Annotated in this window: 16 protein-coding genes; 4 read left to right on the top strand and 12 right to left on the bottom strand. The window is 58.4% G+C overall.

The features are described from left to right. Window positions 1-53 precede the first annotated feature (53 nt). The 11 genes from HNQ72_RS31265 to HNQ72_RS16380 all read right to left on the bottom strand — a co-directional run bounded on the left by HNQ72_RS31265 (window position 54) and on the right by HNQ72_RS16380 (window position 10644). Window positions 54-329, bottom strand: a complete 276-nt coding sequence (locus HNQ72_RS31265) for a diguanylate cyclase (protein WP_183993714.1) — start codon at window positions 327-329, stop codon at window positions 54-56. After that, entirely contained in the window at window positions 263-451 is a 189-nt protein-coding gene (locus HNQ72_RS31260; RefSeq protein WP_425503153.1) for a diguanylate cyclase domain-containing protein, read from the bottom strand. Before HNQ72_RS31260 ends, HNQ72_RS31265 begins: the two co-directional genes overlap by 67 nt. 483 nt (window positions 452-934) lie before the next feature. Further along, window positions 935-1696, bottom strand: a complete 762-nt coding sequence (locus HNQ72_RS16420) for an SDR family NAD(P)-dependent oxidoreductase (RefSeq protein ID WP_183993712.1) — start codon at window positions 1694-1696, stop codon at window positions 935-937. Further along, entirely contained in the window at window positions 1686-3380 is a 1695-nt protein-coding gene (locus HNQ72_RS16415; protein WP_183993329.1) for an SMP-30/gluconolactonase/LRE family protein, read from the bottom strand. The genes HNQ72_RS16420 and HNQ72_RS16415 overlap by 11 nt, the downstream gene beginning before the upstream one ends. Beyond that, window positions 3377-4360 (bottom strand): NAD-dependent epimerase/dehydratase family protein, encoded by a 984-nt coding sequence (locus HNQ72_RS16410; protein ID WP_183993328.1) that lies wholly within the window; start codon window positions 4358-4360, stop codon window positions 3377-3379. Before HNQ72_RS16410 ends, HNQ72_RS16415 begins: the two co-directional genes overlap by 4 nt. Then, window positions 4357-5439 (bottom strand): ABC transporter ATP-binding protein, encoded by a 1083-nt coding sequence (locus HNQ72_RS16405; protein ID WP_183993327.1) that lies wholly within the window; start codon window positions 5437-5439, stop codon window positions 4357-4359. Before HNQ72_RS16405 ends, HNQ72_RS16410 begins: the two co-directional genes overlap by 4 nt. A gap of 2 nt (window positions 5440-5441) precedes the next feature. Then, the gene (locus tag HNQ72_RS16400) at window positions 5442-6272 is read right to left on the bottom strand and encodes a carbohydrate ABC transporter permease (protein WP_148144203.1); all 831 of its coding nucleotides are present in this window, start codon (window positions 6270-6272) and stop codon (window positions 5442-5444) included. A gap of 10 nt (window positions 6273-6282) precedes the next feature. After that, the gene (locus HNQ72_RS16395) at window positions 6283-7209 is read right to left on the bottom strand and encodes a carbohydrate ABC transporter permease (RefSeq protein WP_183993326.1); all 927 of its coding nucleotides are present in this window, start codon (window positions 7207-7209) and stop codon (window positions 6283-6285) included. A gap of 67 nt (window positions 7210-7276) precedes the next feature. Next, entirely contained in the window at window positions 7277-8548 is a 1272-nt protein-coding gene (locus HNQ72_RS16390) for an ABC transporter substrate-binding protein (RefSeq protein ID WP_183993325.1), read from the bottom strand. A gap of 24 nt (window positions 8549-8572) precedes the next feature. Further along, entirely contained in the window at window positions 8573-9739 is a 1167-nt protein-coding gene (locus tag HNQ72_RS16385; RefSeq protein WP_183993324.1) for a mandelate racemase/muconate lactonizing enzyme family protein, read from the bottom strand. Beyond that, entirely contained in the window at window positions 9736-10644 is a 909-nt protein-coding gene (locus HNQ72_RS16380; protein ID WP_183993323.1) for a dihydrodipicolinate synthase family protein, read from the bottom strand. Before HNQ72_RS16380 ends, HNQ72_RS16385 begins: the two co-directional genes overlap by 4 nt. Before the next feature lie 115 nt (window positions 10645-10759). On the opposite strand from HNQ72_RS16380, the gene HNQ72_RS16375 reads away from it, so the two are divergent. From HNQ72_RS16375 to ku (HNQ72_RS16360), 4 genes are all read left to right on the top strand, one after another. Next, entirely contained in the window at window positions 10760-11671 is a 912-nt protein-coding gene (locus HNQ72_RS16375; protein WP_183993322.1) for a 2-dehydro-3-deoxygalactonokinase, read from the top strand. 53 nt (window positions 11672-11724) lie between these two features. Next, window positions 11725-12381 (top strand): GDSL-type esterase/lipase family protein, encoded by a 657-nt coding sequence (locus tag HNQ72_RS16370; protein WP_183993321.1) that lies wholly within the window; start codon window positions 11725-11727, stop codon window positions 12379-12381. A gap of 136 nt (window positions 12382-12517) precedes the next feature. Further along, the gene (gene ku, locus HNQ72_RS16365; RefSeq protein WP_183993320.1) at window positions 12518-13402 is read left to right on the top strand and encodes a non-homologous end joining protein Ku; all 885 of its coding nucleotides are present in this window, start codon (window positions 12518-12520) and stop codon (window positions 13400-13402) included. 14 nt (window positions 13403-13416) lie between these two features. Further along, window positions 13417-14232 carry a non-homologous end joining protein Ku gene (gene ku / locus HNQ72_RS16360; RefSeq protein ID WP_183993319.1) on the top strand — a complete coding sequence of 272 codons (816 nt, stop codon included), beginning with the start codon at window positions 13417-13419 and terminating at the stop codon, window positions 14230-14232. A 4-nt stretch (window positions 14233-14236) separates the two neighbouring features. Here the strand turns inward: ku (HNQ72_RS16360) and ligD are convergent, their stop codons facing one another. After that, complete coding sequence (ligD, locus tag HNQ72_RS16355) at window positions 14237-16870, bottom strand: DNA ligase D (protein ID WP_183993318.1); 2634 nt, start codon at window positions 16868-16870, stop codon at window positions 14237-14239. Window positions 16871-17138: the final 268 nt, after the last annotated feature.

Below are 17138 nucleotides of genomic sequence, written 5' to 3'. Positions count from 1 at the left end.
AATAAGGCGATCCGCAGATCAAGCCGACGAACGTTTACCATCAACAACTGCTGTTACATATCGATGATTGACGCAGCTACGCGATCACGCCCGCCAGCTTTTGCCATGCATAGCGCTTGATCGGCGGACTGGAACAGGGCCGACTGAGCAAGCTCACCTTGCACTGTCGTTACACCGATGTTGATGGTGACATGTCCATGCTCATCTCCGGCATGAATGATGTGCAAGAACGCAACCGATTGCCGGATAATCTCCGCACGGTTCAGTGCTCCAGCTGCATCGGTGTTTGGGAGGAGGACGGCAAATTCCTCACACCGTAGCCAGCGCAGCTATCGGCAGGCCGTCGTATCAAAGTTGAGAACACGGCCGTAATCGCCTTGAGGCATCGATCTCCCTCGACCTGGCCGTAGATATCGTTTAACGCCTTAAAATGATCGACTTCGATCAACATGTGAAAAGAAGCATTGCGATAAGGCATCCGATCACAAGCCGTGCCCTCCCGAAGTGAAACCACCGAAGAGGCGCGCGGTTATCCAGTAAACGGATACAACCTTATGTACTTGGTGGAACAATAAAAATCGCGAGCATGATGGCTTTGGAAAGAAGGACCCTCCCCATGATCCGGCTCTCGTTGGAAGTAGGCATAAGATCGCCAGACTGCTTCTTCTCGTCGAACTGGCGTAAGCCAGTTCTCAACTCTCATGTGCCGCCCAATCGAGCCGCGCACTTAGGTCTTGATGCGATATGAACCGCCGGACAGCGCTAGCGCGGGTCGATCAGCTTGCCGGCAGATATCCTGGCCAATCCTGCACGCTATGAAGCACTCGAAGAATTCGAACTGTCGTCTCGGTAATAGGCTGCTAGGCGGACATGTCATCGCGGGTAAGAACGGCGCCGACTGGCAGAAGTGAACCTAGCTGTCCCTGCAGATCCATCAATAACCGCCGGTCAGGAAAACGGCCTCGCCAGTCATGAAACTGCAGGCCTGCGATGAAAGGAAGATTGCCGCGCCGACCATTTCTTCAGACTGACCGGCACGTCCCATCCAGTTCAGCGTGCGGGCATATTCAGCCCAGCCTTCCGGATCTTCGTCGCGTCGGTGGGCATTTCGATCGGTATCGATCAGGCCCGGAGCAAGCGTGTTGAGCAGGACATTGTCCTTGGCGTAATCACGCGCCTGGCTCTGGATGAGGTTGTGTTGCGCGGCCTTCGTTGCTGCATATGCGGTGACGATCCCTTTTGGACGAAGCTGGTTGATCGAACCGATGGACACTACCCTTCCCCATTTGCGGGCAGCCATGAGTGGTAATGCCGTCTGCAACATGTCCACGGTCGAACCGAAGTTCACCGCCACTTGAAAAGCAAGATCTTCCAGCTTCAGATCCGGCAAAGTTGCATTGATCTGAGCACTGGCGTTGATGACCAGGATATCAACAGGAGCGATGGCTTCGGCCTGCTCGATCAGATCGCGGCCGGCACCAGGCGCGGAGAGGTCGCTCGCCAGTTCTTGTGCCGTGCCGCCGTTTTCTACAATGCGTTGGTGCACGACAGCCGCTCCGCTAGTTTTCGTGCCATGCAGAATGACATGTGCTCCTGCAGCCGCCAGCCCTTCCGCGATGGCCGCGCCAATGCCGCGGCTGGAACCGGTTACGAGCGCCGTGCGCCCCTTAAGACCAAAGAGGGTTTCAAGATTCATTACTTCCCCCAAACAATGAGATGTGTGCACCGGCAACACCGGGACGGCAGGAAAACAAACCGCCGGATAGTGGCGCATCGGCCAGTGTCGAGGCCGGCAGGCGTGTGCGTGCGCTGGTGATGAACAGCGTGGAAAGGTCCGGTCCGCCAAATGCGATGCTCGAAGGCCGCGGCACGGGCATGTCGATTACCTGATCCAGCTTGCCATTGGGCAAGTAGCGTCGCACACACCAGCCATCCCAGATTGCGCACCAGACGCCGCCTTCAGCATCGACGGCAAGACCATCGGGCCGACCATCAGAGACCGGAATGCGGGCAAATTCCCGACGCGCCGAGAGCGTGCCGGTCGCGGGATTGAAATCGTAGGCGTGGATCAGACCCGGCACCGTATCGACGAAATAAAAAGTGCCGCCATCCGGGCTCCAGCCAAGGCCATTGGAAACGATGATGCCGCCTTCCTTGCGTTCAAACGCACCGGTTTCATCGACGCGATAGAGCGCACCGGTCTGCTTGGAGGCATCGATACGCATCGAACCGACCCAGATCGCTCCATCCGGCCCACATTTTGCGTCGTTCAGCCGGTTGTCGGCAATGTCGGCCTCCGGGCTGACAAAAGGCGCAAGGCGGCCGGAGGCAAAATCAAGCCATTCCAGTCCGTCCTGAGATGCAACCAGCAGGCGTCCCTTGGAGACCGGAATGACAGCACTGACAAGCCTGCCCGTTTCACAGGTGTCGTTGCGACCTGTTGCAGGATCAAAACGGTGAACGGCGGGGTGAAGGATATCAACCCAGTAGAGCGCATTCTCGGCTGCGTGCCAGACCGGACTTTCGCCCAGCTGTGCTCCCCAGGGCAGAATGCAGCTCAGTTCGGCCGTCGGCTTGCCGGTCGCGGAGCGTGGCCGGGGCCGCGAGCTGATGGCAACGGCGCCTGCAGCACCGGTTATGCGACGGGCAGCAGCGATCAGTTCGCGCCCCACCGGGTGAATATTGGATGCCTCGAGGCGCGATGAAGGGCCAAGCGCCACCAGCACACCGATCGGCGTGTTGTCGCGTCCCATCACGGGAGCCGCGACTGAATTCACACTCAGCAGATGTTCCTCATAGGAAATCGAATAACCGCGTGCCCTCGTCAGGGTCAGATCTGCCTGCAAACCCTCAAGAGTGGTGATCGTCTGCGGCGTCTGGCGGTCCAGCGTCAGGCGTTCCGTAAGCGACCGTCCCACCGCGGGGTCCTGAAATGCGAGAAGAGCCTTGCCCGGAGCGGTACAATGCAACGGCACGCGGCGGCCAACTTCAACCCGAACTGACAGTCCATTGGGCGAGCGTTCGGCCAGATATTGCGCCATGACGCCATCCAGCCGGCACAATGCGACTGTCTCGCCGAGCTCGGCCGCCAGCCGTTCAAGCTCCGGCGTGGCGGCGGAGACCAGATCAAAACTCTCCCAGACCTTGTGGGACATTTCGAGAAACCGCTGGCCAAGGACATAGGTGCCGCGGGCTTCGTCCTGGCGCACCAATCCATAGGCGATCAGGGTACGCAGGATACGGGCAAATGTGGGTTTTGGCAGGCCGGACGCGCGCAGGAGTTCGGCAAAACGCAAAGGCTCGGGCGCATCGGCAACCATGTCCAGAAGGGTCAGGCCTTTCGCCAGTGCTGCTGTACCACCCGGTGTCTCAGGTTTCATTGCCTCTTCTCCCCGGCGAGGCGTCGCTGCCTTGCGGCGGCGGCCTCTTCCAGCATCCGGTCGATCGTCCATTCCGCCTCAAACCCCAACGTGTTTCTGATCCGCTCGTTCGAGGTGTGGTAATAAACGCCGTCGCCGGGAAAATCGACTGCAACGACAGGCAAATCGGTGAGCTCAGCCATGCGCGGCAAAAGTTCGGAGAAGTCTGCCGGCTCAGTTCCGCCCAGGTTGAAAGTACCGTAGGCCGCATCGGGATGATCAAGGGCAAGAAGGATGCCGCTCACCATGTCGCGGGTATCGGTTATATGCATGCGAAACGGCCGGCCGTTCTGGTTGCGTGCCAATACATGGGCAGGTGTGCCGATATCCTTCGACCTGAGAAGATCGGCCACTGCCGTGTTCCCCAAACTCTCCTGCTGGCGAATCCGAGGGCGCAGAAAGAATCGTGGACCGGAGAAGAAACTTTCTTCGTCCAGCAATTCGGAAGCGTCCTGCGTGTGGGAGAAGCGCAGAATTACTGTTTCCATCGAGCGGGCACGCTGGTGAAAGCGGACCATTTCTTCGCCAAGCAATTTGGTCAGCCCATAGGGTGAAGTGGGGCTGAGCGGATGATCTTCGGTTACCGGCAGGAATTCCGGGCGGTTTTCCGGATAAACCTCGCCTGAAGAGGCAAACACGAAACGGCGGATGCCAGCAGCCGAGGCGGCATCCAGCAGGCGGCGCGTACCTTCGACATTCACAGCAAACATGAGATCACGGTCCGTCGGAGCCCAGGACATGAAGGCGCCGAGATGCAGGATATCGGTGACGCCGTGAGTAGCCTCCGCCAGTCTGGCCGCATCCTCTAGCGAGCCAATAATCTCGTCTCCACCTGTTCCCGATGGACGCAAATCGAAACCCCGCACCATCCGGCCCTTGGCGCGCAAGACGGCAACAACGGCGCGACCGACACGCCCAGACGATCCGGTAACAAGGATCATAGCCGTTCACCCGTCTTTTGATCGAAAAGGTAGAGTTGATCAGGATCAAAGCCAAGCCTGATCTCCTCGTCTCGCGGCAGACTGCCCGTATGCGACACGCGTGCGATCAACCCCTTGGACTTGCCCTCGTCACCATCAGCAATCCGGGCACCCTCGGCATCGAAATAGACGTACTTTTCGGATCCCAGGCTTTCGACCAGTGTCGGCTTTACACCAAAGGTGACGGGGGCATCGCCTAGAACGAGATGTTCCGGTCTAAGCCCCACCACTACCGGCCCCTGGCCGTTGGTGGCTCGCGGAAGTGAAATCTGCCGGCCAAAAGCGGTGAGCTTGCCGTCGCGCAGTTCCGAATTCAGGAAGTTCATGCCCGGCGAGCCTATGAAGCCGGCAACAAACAGATTGGCGGGGTTATTGAACAACTCGTCAGGTGCAGCAATCTGCTGGATGATACCGCCCTGCATGATGACAACGCGGTCAGCCATTGTCATCGCTTCGACCTGATCATGCGTCACATAGACGGTGGTGACGCCGATACGCTTGTGCAGAGCGCCGATTTCAGCGCGCATGTTGACACGCAGCTTTGCATCGAGATTGGAAAGCGGCTCGTCCATAAGAAATGCCTGCGGCTGGCGCACGATAGCGCGTCCCAATGCTACGCGCTGACGCTGACCGCCTGACAAGTCCTTGGGTTTACGGTCGAGATAAGGGGTTACTTCCAGAATCCGCGCCGCATCATCGACACGCCGGTCGATCTCGGTCTTGTCGGTACCGCGCATTTTAAGGCCGAAACCAATGTTCTGGCGAACCGTCAGATGCGGATAAAGCGCATAGTTCTGAAACACCATGGCGATGTCGCGATCGCCGGGCGCCAGATCTGTTACTTCGCGGTCGCCGATGAAGATCTGACCTTCGGTGGCAGGCTCCAGACCTGCCAGGATTTTCAACATGGTCGACTTGCCGCAGCCGGAGGGACCGACCAGTACAACAAACTCCCCATTTTCGATTTCCAGCGAAAAGGGTCTGAGCACGTTCAGCGCGCCATAAGACTTGCTGACATTGCGAATTGAAATATTGGCCATGCTTATTTCTCCGCGCCAGCGGTAAGGCCGCCGACCAAATAACGTTCAAGGAACAGGTAGATTGCGATGATCGGCAGGGCGATGAACACCGATGCGGCGGCGATGTCGTTCCAGTAGGTGACATATTCGCCCTGCATCGTGGTGATGCCGAGATTGGCCGTCCAGTTGTCGGGCGAATTGACCAGGAATGTCCGCGCATAGGCGTAATCGGCCCAGCTGAGCACGAAGGCATAAAGTGCTGTGGCAGCCAGACCCGGGGTTGCGATCGGCAGGACGACACGCACCATGGCGCCGATCGGCGAGCAGCCATCGACCATGGCGGCCTGTTCAAGCTCTTTCGGGATCGTGTCAAAATACCCTTTCAGCATCCATGTCGCGAAGGGAATGATCATGGTTGAATGTGCGAGCACCAGCGTCCACAGGCTTCCGATCAGGCCGAAACTTGAAAAGATCGAGAACAATGGGATTACCAAGAGGGTAGCGGGCAGCATCTTGGCGGTGAGGACGAAAAGCCCCATCGTTGCACCACCGCGCATCGAATAACGCGACAACGCATAACCGGCACTGACCGAAACCAGCATGGAAAGCGCCACGGAACCGACAGCCGCCAGCATCGAATTCCACAGCCAGAGCAGGATCGGCTTTGCGGCCCAGACGCGGGCGAATACATCCCATTGCGGATTATCCGGCCAGAAAGTTGGCGGCAGACGATAGAGCTCGTCAGTCGTGGACAAGGCCGTGACCAGCAGCCAGTAGACCGGGAAGAGGATCATCACCAGCGTGAAGATCACTGTAGCATAGAGGGCGAGGCTTTGTGCCAGTGTGCGTCTCATCAAGGCCTCCTCAATAGATAGATTTCGAACGTCGACCGAGCATCAGCAGGCTGGCGATGATGCAGATAACCAACGTCAGCACACCGACAGCGGCTGCACGGCCAAAATTGTGATATTGGAAGGCCTGATCATAGGTCATGATCGACAGTGTCTGCGTCGACCGCAGAGGGCCGCCGCCGGTCAGCACCTTGATGATGGAGAAGTCCCGGAATACCCAGAGCAGCGTAAGAACCAGCGTGACGCCCAGAACCGGCATCAGAAGCGGCATGGTAATCCAGCGAAACCGCTGAAAGCTGCTTGCACCATCCACCTTGGCGGCGGCGTAATAATCGGATGGGATCGACTGCAGGCCCGCAAGGCACATGATCGAGACGAAAGGAAACCCCTTCCACACCATGGTGATCGCAACGGCCCAGAAAGCCGCTGTCGAACTGCTGACCCAAGGGATCATCTGGTCGGCGAAGCCAAGCTTTATCGCCAGCCAGCCGAACAGACCAAACGACGTGTCGAACATCCAGGCAAAGATGACGACCGCGATGATTTCCGGCACAGCCCAGGGCAGCGCCATGCCGAGCCGGGCAACGGTGCGGCCTTCGAAACGGTTGTTGACGAGAAGCGCCGTGCTCAAGCCGACCCCAACACTACCAGCAGTCACGACGATCACGAGCTTGAGCGTCACCCAGCAGGCCAGCCAGAACTCCTGTGAGGAGAACAGCCAGACATAGTTGCTTACCGAGAACGGTCGGCTGGCGCCGCCAAGCCTCGGGATCTTGACCTGCTGAAAGGACAGGTCGATCGCCAGGATCAGCGGCCAGACGATGATGGCGGCGACCATCAGCACCGCCGGAGCGATCAGGATATAGCCGAGAAGATGCTGCCGGCTGGGACGGGCAAGGTCAAAGAACTTGCGCCGCCCCGCCTGAACGGTGTCGGTCATGGATGGTCTCCTCCGAATGCTTTGAGTTGCCCATGGCCCGCAAGGCGGGTCATGGGCTGACAGCGGGTCAGCCCTTGATGGTTTCGGCCTTGGCCTGCATGGTCTTGGCTACCGCCGCCGGATCGAGATCCTGGATAATCATCCGCTGGCTCTCCTCCATGATCATCTTGCTGAACTCGTTGTAATAAAGCTCCAGGCCGGTCGGCACGCGGTCGATCCCCTTCTCGGATGCAGCCTTCATTGTCGCGAGCAGCACCGGGAAATGGGGAATGGTCTTCTCCACGCCGGAGACATCGGCCTTCGGGCTTGGCGGCGTGTTTCCGCCCATCGTCGCATAGCTGCGCTGGAATTCCGGCGTCATCGTCAGCTTGATGAAATCCCAGACAAGCTGCTTCTGGTCGTCGGGAATATCGGACGGCATGGCCAGCACATTCGACGATCCACCAAGCGGTGGCGTCAGCGGCGGCGCGACATAGACTATATCGCTCTTGGCCGAGCCCTTTTCAGTTGTGCCGTAAAGCCACGGTCCGTCCAGGCGCATGGCCATCTTGCCATCGGCAAATAGCTTGCGCACGTCGCTGGCGCTCATGTCGACCGGGCTGACTCCGCTCTTCATGACTGTCTTCCAGCGCGTCAGGCCCTCGACCATTTCAGGCGTATCGATGGTGATATTGCCTTCCTTATCGGTCCAATAGGCGCCCGCGTCGATGATGTAGTTCAGCATCTCGGTCAGATACTGCCCCGGACCACCCTTGGTCTCATGGCCCGTGCCGAACTGGTCGATGATGCCGTCGCCGTTGAGATCCTTGGTGGTGGCCTTTGCCGCTGCCAGGAATTCGTCATAGGTCTTCGGCACGGCAATACCGGCTTCACCCAGGATCTTTTTGTTATAGGCCATAACGAAACCGAAGTAGTTCGTCATGATGCAGACGGTTTCGCCGTTCCATTCGCACGTCTTCTGGCCGGCCCAGCCAGTCATGTCGATGCCGTCTTTCTTCAGCCAAGGGTCGAGTGGCTCCAGCCAGCCGCTGTCTGCGAACATCTGGAATTCGAACGAGGCGAGATGAACGATCTGCGGCGGCTGGTTGGCGGCAAACAGCGTCGTCATCGTATCCGCGTATGAGCTGCGCTCCGCCTTGGTGAACTCGATCTTCACGCCGGGGTGCTGTTTCTCGAACTCTGCAATCGCCGAATGCCACCATTCACCGGTTCCGGCATCGTCGGTCTGCCAGGAAATGAATTTCAATACCGTATCGGCCATTGCCGGAGCAAAGCCACCCATCGTCATCACGGCTGCAGTCGCGGCGCCGAGCGCCAGTCTTTTCACTCTCTTGTTCATGGCTTCCTCCTCCAAAGAACCAATTCAGATACGTTCAAGCAGACCGAGCGCCGCCTCCGACGGCTTCACCCCGAGCCCTGTCCCGGATGGCAGATGATAGAGACCTTCGCGGCAATCAATGTCGCCGGAAAGAAGGCGACGGTTCGGCTCAAAGATCGAATGCTGGAATTCGTGCCCCTTGAGCGTTGGCAGTGTCGATGATGCCTGCAGACTCGCGGCTAGAAATATACCGGCACCGACCGTGGCATGTGGGATCACGTCGATATCGTGTTCGGCGGCAAGCCCACCGATGCGGATGAAATTGGTAATGCCCTTATGGCCCATTTCCGGCTGCACGATAGCAATGCGGCAACGCTCGATACGGGCGCGCATGTCCCAATGGGTACGCCATTCTTCGCCGACAGCGATAGGGATATCGGTGCCCTTTGAGACTTGTTCGAGCCCGGCGATATCTTCTGTCCAGACCGGTGCCTCGGCAAACCAGGGATCGAACGGCGCCATCTCGGCAATCAGTTCAAGCGCCCGTTCCGGCGTCTGGTTCCAATGCATATCTGCAGCAATCTTCGCCTCGGGTCCGAGAACCTTTCGCAGGTTTTCCATCTCTGCCGCCGGGCCGTCATCTGCCACAGGCGTTGCGAATTTGAAGGCATTGAACCCCTGATCCTGCCAGTATCTTGCCAGTTCTCCGCGAGCCTGGAGAGTCTTCTCCGGCAGACCGGAGACATAGGCCGGAAAGCTGTCGACGCCCCCGCCGAGCAGATCGCGAACGGATTTTCCCGCTTCCTGGCCGGCAATATCCCAGAGGGCGATATCGAGGGCCGCCAGCGCATCAACGTAGAAGCCGCCGGTATAACCGCGCACCCGCATCATGTCGTAGAGATCGTCGTAGATAGAGGATGGATCCGACGCGTCGCGACCGATAACGAAGCCGGCAAGAAGATCGTTGATCAGAGCGGCAACCGCCCCGGGTGCGACGATGCCATAGGTTTCACCCCAGCCAACCGTTCCAGCTTGCGTGGTCATACGGACGAGAACACTGCGGTCGAAGGTGGGATAGACCGTGCGGTTACCCTTGCGGACTATATAGCCGTTTGGATTAACCACCTCTCCTTCCCGCAATGCGCCGAGATACGGAACTTTACGTGACTGGGTGAGGGTAAAAACCTCGATGGTTGCGACGGGGCTGTTCATGCAGCCTCCGAAGCCAGAAGGCCGAGTTCAACCAGGTTTGCATCAATGTCAGCAATGGCCGCCGCATCGAGGTCCGGCGTAGGCGCACGGACGCTAACGCCATCGATGATGCCACGACGGGCCAAAACATGTTTGGTCAGCCGCATGCGATAGACCGCCTGCAGAACAAGTAGCGGCAGGGTGCGCACATAAATCCGTCGGGCCTCATCGCGTCTGCCGGCGCCCAGCGCCCGGTCAATCGCCACATGTTCGCCGGCAATCTCCAAGGCCGGCATAGCCGCAGTCGCGCCGCGCGCATATTCGTCGAGAATATAACGCGCCCCACCGCCACCGATGACGCCCTTCAGGCTTTCCGGCGCATGGGCGATGATGTGGCTGATGGCAGGCCCTGCCGGCAGCGTCTCTTCTTTCACATAGGAAACACGTGGCAAGGCACGGATGATCTCGACGATCGCCTGCGGCGACAGATCTGAACCGCGAGGGGCCGGCGCATTCTGGAGGATGATCTCCACCTCGGGCAGCGCCTCGACCACTTTGCCAAGAAAATCGATAAGAGCCGCTGCATCGGTGCCTACCGATTTCGGCGGCTGCACCATCAGATGGCGAATGCCGAGGCCTGCTGCGATCCGGCCATGCTCCACCACGTCGCGCCAATCTGCAGCACTTGCGCCGGCAACCACGGGTACCCGGCCCGCCACGCTGGCAACGACGATCTTCAAAAGCCTGGCACGCTCTTCTGCCGTGAGATTTTCCACCTCGCTGGCGAAACCTGGGAACACGACACCATCCACACCCTGATCGAGAGCGAACTGCACCAGTCGCGACATTCCCGCCTCATCAACACCGCCATTCGCCAAAAAAGGCGTCGGCAAGACAGGCAAGATGCCCTTCAGACCAGTTGCCATTTCTTCGCCTCCCAATGAAGTATCACAATGTGAAACAATGAATTCACTAATTGACACTACATATGCTTGCGCCCTATGACAAGCCCCCAGATGAAATGAGCGGAGGAGGCTCACGATGGCAGCAGAAACAGCGGCAATCATCGTCGACTGGGGAACCACGTCCTTGCGGGCAACGCTGGTCGACCAAAGCGGCAATGGGAAGGAGATCATCGAGACGCCACAAGGCATATCGAGCCTCAACAAGGGCGACCACGAAGAGGTGTTGATGACGGCGCTTGCGCCATGGTTGTCCACCCACGGAGCCTTGCCCATTGCCGCGCTCGGCATGATCACCAGCCGCAACGGCTGGATCGAAGTTCCCTATGTCGCCTGCCCTGCAGGTCCGGCTGAGCTTGCTGCAGGCAGCTTGCGTAAATCCTTGCCGAACGGATCTGATCTGGTGTTTCTGCCGGGCCTGACGGATCCTTCACGCAGGCCCTTCCCCGACGTCATGCGCGGTGAGGAAATCCAGGTCGCCGGCCACGGGCTGGCTGATGACGCAACAATCATAATCCCTGGAACCCACAGCAAATGGGCCAAGGTGAAAACCGGCCGTATAGACAGCTTTCAAACCTTTGTGACCGGAGAAATCTTTGCGCTGCTCCTGAACAATTCCTTCATCGCCCGCGGCGCAACGCAGCCACCGGTCGATGATCCGGAAGCCTATCGCCGGGGCCTTGAAGAAGCGAAGAGCTCCGCGGCAATGCTCTCACTGCTGTTTTCTGCACGGACCGGCGGACTGGCGGGAAGGCTTACGACGGATCAGTTGAGGTCCTATGTCCACGGCCTACTGATCGGCCAGGAATTCAGACAGGCGCGCGAGGATGGCTGGTATTCGGAAGGTGACGAGGCCACCATTGTCGGAAATGACGGCTTGAACGACCTCTACAAGATTGCCGCGACTGTATTCGACCTCAAGATCAACCTGGGTGCCGACGACGTCATGATCCGTGGCGCGCTCGATGTAATGCGTCGCTCGCTTTTATAGACCGGAAGCAACTCGCCAGCGAGATTCTTTCAAGCATATGTCCGAGGATAGATATGTACGATTTTCCAGCCAGTATCGGCACAGCCCGTCACGAAAACGATATCATTACGGTCCTGGCACGACTTGAGCGTGTCGGCCTTCCCGCAAATCCCATCGCCTTTTATGGCTCGTCCTCATTCCGCATCTGGAGTTCCATTACCGAAGATCTAGCCTCGCTGGACGTCGTCAATCTGGGTTTCGGAGGAGGTACATTTCTTTCAGGCATCCACTACATGGATCAGCTTTTGACACCGCTGAGGCCAAGCGGGATAGCGCTCTATTTTGGTGAAAATGATATTGCCAGTGATGGCCTCACTGCGCATACGACGCTTGCCCATCTGAAGGATCTGAGAGAGCGGATTTCGCGCGTCATGCCACAGTCGGAGGTTTTTGTGCTATCGATCAAGCATAGCCCGGCACGCTGGATCTACCGGCACGAGTTCAATCTGTTCAACCGGCTGGCAAGCGACTGGTGCGACGGCCGGGATGACACCTCGTGGATTGAGGTCGGTACCGGCCTGATCGGCGAGAACGGCTTGCCGATGTTCCGATACTATCTGCCCGATCTGGTCCACATGAATGCGGCGGGTTATGCGGTTTGGTCAGCATCGCTTAAGAAAGTCTTGCGGCTCTTAAGCCCGTCCGCCCCTGAAAGAAGACCGCTCGTCTGAAACGGCGTAGGCACGGACCTACGACCCGACGCTCTGTTCATGTTAACGCCGGGCCGTTGCCCAAAACGACACCGTAGCCGGAACGATTCAGCGCCTATCCTGTTGATGGACAAAGCTGTATCGGAGATATCGGAAGATGGCATTGCCACGCGCCAACTGGAAGGGTCACATCAGGTTCGGCGAAGTCACCTGCCCTGTGGCCCTATTCACAGCCACCTCATCCTCGGAACGGATCAGCTTCAACATCCTCAACCGCAAGACCGGCAATCGTGTCCGGCGCGAGTTCGTCGACAGCGTGTCCGGCGACGTCGTCGAACACGACGCGCAGGTGAAGGGTTACGAGACCAGCAATGGACGCTATGTCGTGCTGGAGCCGGACGAGATCGCCTCGGCGGTTCCCGACAGCGATAAGACCTTGGCAATCACGGCGTTCATTCCTTGCGATGAGATCGATGACGTCTATTTCGATAAGCCCTATTATCTGGCGCCACAGGAAACAGGCGAAGATGCCTTTGCTCTGCTGCGCGACGGAATGAAGGAGGCCCAGGTCGCGGCCGTTGCCAGCACCGTGCTGTTCCGCCGGCTTCGAACGTTGCTGATCCGCCCCCATGGCGATGGTCTGATCGGCACCACATTGAATTTCGATTACGAGGTGCGACCGGCAGACGTGGCCTTCGATGATATGGCTAACATCAAGATCGACAAGGAAATGCTCGATCTGGCCTCGCATATCATAGGCACGAAGAAGGGCGCCTACGACCCGTCGAAGTTTGACGACCGTTATGAGGAGGCTCTTGCCGAATTGGTGAAGGCGAAGGTCGAAGGCAAGCCGTTCAAGAAAATTGCGGCGCCGAAGGCATCGAAGCCGAGCGATCTCCTCCAGGCATTGAGGGACAGTGCCGGCGCGGCCCAGAAAAAGTCGACCAACCGGAAATCCGCCAACTCAAACACCACGCGGAAGACGGCGGCAAACAGCGGTAAGTCCAAGTCCGCCGGATCGTCTCGTCGCAAAGCCGGATAGGGAGCCAAACCACGATGCCACTGCGTCCCTACTGGAAAGGCTACCTCAAACTGTCGCTCGTTACCTGCTCGGTCGAAATGACCCCTGCGACCTCCGATAGCGAGAAGATCAAGTTCCATACGCTGAACCGTAAGACAAACAATCGGGTTCTGAGCCAATACGTCGACTCGGTCACCGGAAAGACAGTTCGCGAGCAGGATGAGGTGAAGGGCTACCAGCGGGCGGAAGACGATTATGTCATACTGGAAGACGACGATCTCGAGCATGTCGCGCTGGAAAGCACGAAGACGATCGACATCTCCACCTTTACGCCCCGCGAAGAGATCGACTGGATCTGGCTCGACAAGCCCTATTATCTGACGCCAAACGACAAAGTGAGCGTAGAAGCGTTCGCCGTCATCCGTGCTGCCATGGATAGCCAGAAAATGGTTGGAATTTCCCGGCTCGTCCTCGGGCGCCGCGAGCGGGCCGTGATGCTTGAGCCACGAGGCAAAGGCATCGTCCTGTGGACGCTTCGCTATGGCGATGAGGTGCGCGAGACAAAAGACTATTTCGATGGCTTGAGCAAAGCAAAGCCGGAAAAGGAAGCGCTGCCGCTCGTCCGCAAGCTGATAAAGAAGCAGACCCGACACTGGGACGCAGCGATGGTCTCGGACCCCGTCCAGGATAACCTTCTCGACATCATAAAATCGAAAAAGAAACGCCGAAAGCCAACGGCCACAAAAACCTCCGAGCCTGAGGAAGTTGAAAAGCCGAGTAATGTCATTAACATCATGGACGCTCTTCGCAAGTCAGTCGAAGCAGACAATCGCCGGTCCAAGACGAAGTAACTGATCAGGTTTTCCCGTCGAGCCGTTTCATCGCCTGTGCAAGCAAGCGCTTGGATTGATCATAGTCCTTCCAGGGCTCGGTTTTGTTAAGGAGAGCAGGCACGGTTCGGATGGTGAACCGTTTGGGGTCGAGGTCCGACTTCACTTGGGCCCAGGTTAGAGGCATCGACACAGTTGCCCCCGACCGGGCTCGTGGTGACAGTGGCGCGACAGCCGTCGCCATTCGATCGTTGCGAAGATAGTCGAGAAAGATCCGGCCTGCCCTTAGCTTCTTTGCCATCTTCGTCAGATAGAGATCCGGCTGATCATCAGCCATTTGCTGACAAACTCGATAGGCGAAATCCTTTGCTTCCTCCCAACGGACAGATTTGCTTCTGCCGGCGTCAAGCGGGGTGACAACATGGAGCCCCTTACCGCCGGTGGTCTTGCAAAAGCTGACGAGACCGAGATCATCCAACCGATCACGCAATTCACGGGCGGTGTCGACGACCGTGGCGAAAGCCACATCCGGGCCCGGATCAAGATCGAAGACCAGACGGCCGGGAACATCCGGCTTGCCCGGATGACAGTTCCATGGATGGAGTTCGACAGCCGCCACCTGCGCCAGCGCTGCAAGGCCTTCTACGCGATCGACTTGCAGGTAGGGCTTCTTGTCGCCGGAAACTTTGACGAGTTCCAGCAGGCTGGATGTGCCGGGCATGGCGTGGCGCTGGAAGAACTGCTCTTTACCGATCCCGTCAGGCGCCCGGACGACGGAACAGGGCCGGCCGCGCAGATGGTCGATCATCCATGCGCCGACGGCCTCATAAAAGAGCGCCAAGTCCTGTTTGGTGACTGGAGGGTCTTCTTCCGGCCACAGCGGCTTGTCAGGGTTCGAGATTAGTACGCCCATCACCTCCGCCTTCGCGCCTTTCCGGGCGGCCGTCTTCGTAGAGGTCGTGTGATTGAGCTCGGCCGTCGGCGCGGCCCGCTTTTGAGGTGCAGGCTCTTCGGCCGTGACCTCGCTCGGCGGCTTGTCTTCCCGCAGCCCCTTGAAGGCGGCCTGCCTCACCTGACCGTCGGCCGTCCATCCGGCAAACTCGATTTCGGCAACCTGGTCCGGCGTCACCCAATGGACACCTTCCTCTTTCCTGGGCGCACCGATACCGGTGAACGGGGAGCGTCCGATTTTCAGTGGCTCAAAGGTGTCGAGCAACATTCTCGCCCGGCCATTACCGAAGCCGGTTCCAACCCGCCCGACATAGACGAAGTGCTTGCCGCGATAGACGCCCGCCAGCAGGGAGCGGAACTGGCTGCCGTTCGTGGCATAGCCACCAATCACCACCTCATGCCCTGCCCGGCATTTAGACTTGACCCAACTATCGCTCCTGCCCGATCGATAAGGCGCGTCGAGCTCCTTCGACACGATGCCTTCGAGTGAAAGCCGGCAAGCCGAACGGAGCACCGCATCTCCTCCCGTCTCGAAATGCTCGACAAAGCGGATGCGCGGTCCAGCCTTCGCATCGGCAAGCAAGATTTCGAGCTGGGCCTTGCGCTCATCCAGCCGCATACCGCGCAGATCCTCGTTGCCGGCAAAAAGCAAATCGAATGCGAAATAGACGAGATCCTCGGTTTTGCCCTCCGACAAGGCGGCCTGCAGGCCCGCGAAGTCCGGGGCGCCGCTGCCATCCAGAGCGCAAATCTCGCCGTCGATGATAGCATCAGGCAGTACCTTCGCGTCCGCAGCGATCGCATTGAAACGCTTCGTCCAGTCCAAGCCCTTGCGCGTCTTCAGTTGAGCCTTGCCTGCCTCAATGCGCATCTGGATTCGATAGCCATCGAACTTGATTTCATGCAGCCATCCGGAAACCGAGGGAGGTCGATTCTGGGTTTTGCAGAGCTGCGGCGGGATGAATGCGGGCATGGAAGTTTTGCTTGAGCGCCTGCTTCGTTTCGATGCAGAGGGTTTCCTGGCGCTCCTCTCCTCTGCGGCCAAACCAATACTGCTATCCCAGACGGCGTCGGCGTCGATAGCCGCCTCGCTCAGCATGAATGACTTCGGTTTGCGCCCCTTACCCGACGAGATGCCTGCCATGTCGCGGCCGGAGGCGACCGATGTTTTTTCTCGATTGAGAATCGCTCCACCATTCCTGCTGGCGGCATGATCGTCGCGATGCTTGATCAGCAGCCAGTTGATACGCTTGCCGTCATCGCGATCCTTCTTCATGCGGACCAGCACGAAGCTGCCTTTTAGGCGATCGCCGTGGAGAACAAACTTGAGATCGCCTTTCTTCAGGGCGGCCTCGGGCGACATGTTGTCTTCCGGCTCCCAGTAACCGCGATCCCACAGCATGACGGTGCCGCCGCCATACTCGCCCTTCGGGATCGTGCCTTCAAAGTCACCGTAGTCGAGGGGATGATCCTCCACCTCGACGGCCAGCCGCTTGTCGGCGGGGTCGAGAGATGGCCCGCGGGTCACCGCCCAGGATTTGAAGACCCCATCAAGTTCCAGGCGCAGATCATAATGCAGTCGGCTGGCATCGTGCTTCTGGATGACAAACCGAAGGCGGTTCGACGATCGAACCTCGACGTCTCCGGACGGTTCTCTAGTTTTCTTGAAATCGCGTTTAGCTTGATAGGCAGAAACCTTGCTGGCCATCAGGCGTCACCGCCAATGCCACTATTCTCGACCGGCTGCATATCCGATCTCGTGATAAACCGATCGACGAGCGCCCTCACCGTCTCTTCTTGTCCCAAGTCGTCGATCAACGGGACCGGATCGGATGCAATCGCTTCCATAACCTCAGGTCCGGCTCCCGCTTGGTACGCATCGAGAAGAGCCTCACGCGTCTCCCTCTCGGATTTTAGCTTGAGATAGAGTGCGTGAATTATCTGATCTCGGACATGGAGATCAGCTCCGCTGCGTT

This window comes from Aliirhizobium wenxiniae, assembly GCF_014201355.1.
Classification (GTDB): Bacteria; Pseudomonadota; Alphaproteobacteria; order Rhizobiales; family Rhizobiaceae; genus Neorhizobium; species Neorhizobium wenxiniae.
This window is presented reverse-complemented; position numbering and strand designations above follow the sequence as displayed.

Excerpts from the sequence above, each read along its gene's own strand:
- HNQ72_RS16385 (WP_183993324.1), bottom strand. The coding sequence starts at position 9,739 with ATGAACAGCCCCGTCGCAACCATCGAGGTTTTTACCCTCACCCAGTCA.
- HNQ72_RS16395 (WP_183993326.1), bottom strand. The coding sequence starts at position 7,209 with ATGACCGACACCGTTCAGGCGGGGCGGCGCAAGTTCTTTGACCTTGCC.
- HNQ72_RS16400 (WP_148144203.1), bottom strand. The coding sequence starts at position 6,272 with ATGAGACGCACACTGGCACAAAGCCTCGCCCTCTATGCTACAGTGATC.
- HNQ72_RS31260 (WP_425503153.1), bottom strand. The coding sequence starts at position 451 with ATGTTGATCGAAGTCGATCATTTTAAGGCGTTAAACGATATCTACGGC.
- HNQ72_RS16380 (WP_183993323.1), bottom strand. The coding sequence starts at position 10,644 with ATGGCAACTGGTCTGAAGGGCATCTTGCCTGTCTTGCCGACGCCTTTT.
- HNQ72_RS16410 (WP_183993328.1), bottom strand. The coding sequence starts at position 4,360 with ATGATCCTTGTTACCGGATCGTCTGGGCGTGTCGGTCGCGCCGTTGTT.
- HNQ72_RS16415 (WP_183993329.1), bottom strand. The coding sequence starts at position 3,380 with ATGAAACCTGAGACACCGGGTGGTACAGCAGCACTGGCGAAAGGCCTG.
- ligD (WP_183993318.1), bottom strand. The coding sequence starts at position 16,870 with ATGGCCAGCAAGGTTTCTGCCTATCAAGCTAAACGCGATTTCAAGAAA.
- ku (WP_183993320.1), top strand. The coding sequence starts at position 12,518 with ATGGCATTGCCACGCGCCAACTGGAAGGGTCACATCAGGTTCGGCGAA.
- HNQ72_RS16370 (WP_183993321.1), top strand. The coding sequence starts at position 11,725 with ATGTACGATTTTCCAGCCAGTATCGGCACAGCCCGTCACGAAAACGAT.
- ku (WP_183993319.1), top strand. The coding sequence starts at position 13,417 with ATGCCACTGCGTCCCTACTGGAAAGGCTACCTCAAACTGTCGCTCGTT.
- HNQ72_RS16390 (WP_183993325.1), bottom strand. The coding sequence starts at position 8,548 with ATGAACAAGAGAGTGAAAAGACTGGCGCTCGGCGCCGCGACTGCAGCC.
- HNQ72_RS16420 (WP_183993712.1), bottom strand. The coding sequence starts at position 1,696 with ATGAATCTTGAAACCCTCTTTGGTCTTAAGGGGCGCACGGCGCTCGTA.
- HNQ72_RS16375 (WP_183993322.1), top strand. The coding sequence starts at position 10,760 with ATGGCAGCAGAAACAGCGGCAATCATCGTCGACTGGGGAACCACGTCC.
- HNQ72_RS16405 (WP_183993327.1), bottom strand. The coding sequence starts at position 5,439 with ATGGCCAATATTTCAATTCGCAATGTCAGCAAGTCTTATGGCGCGCTG.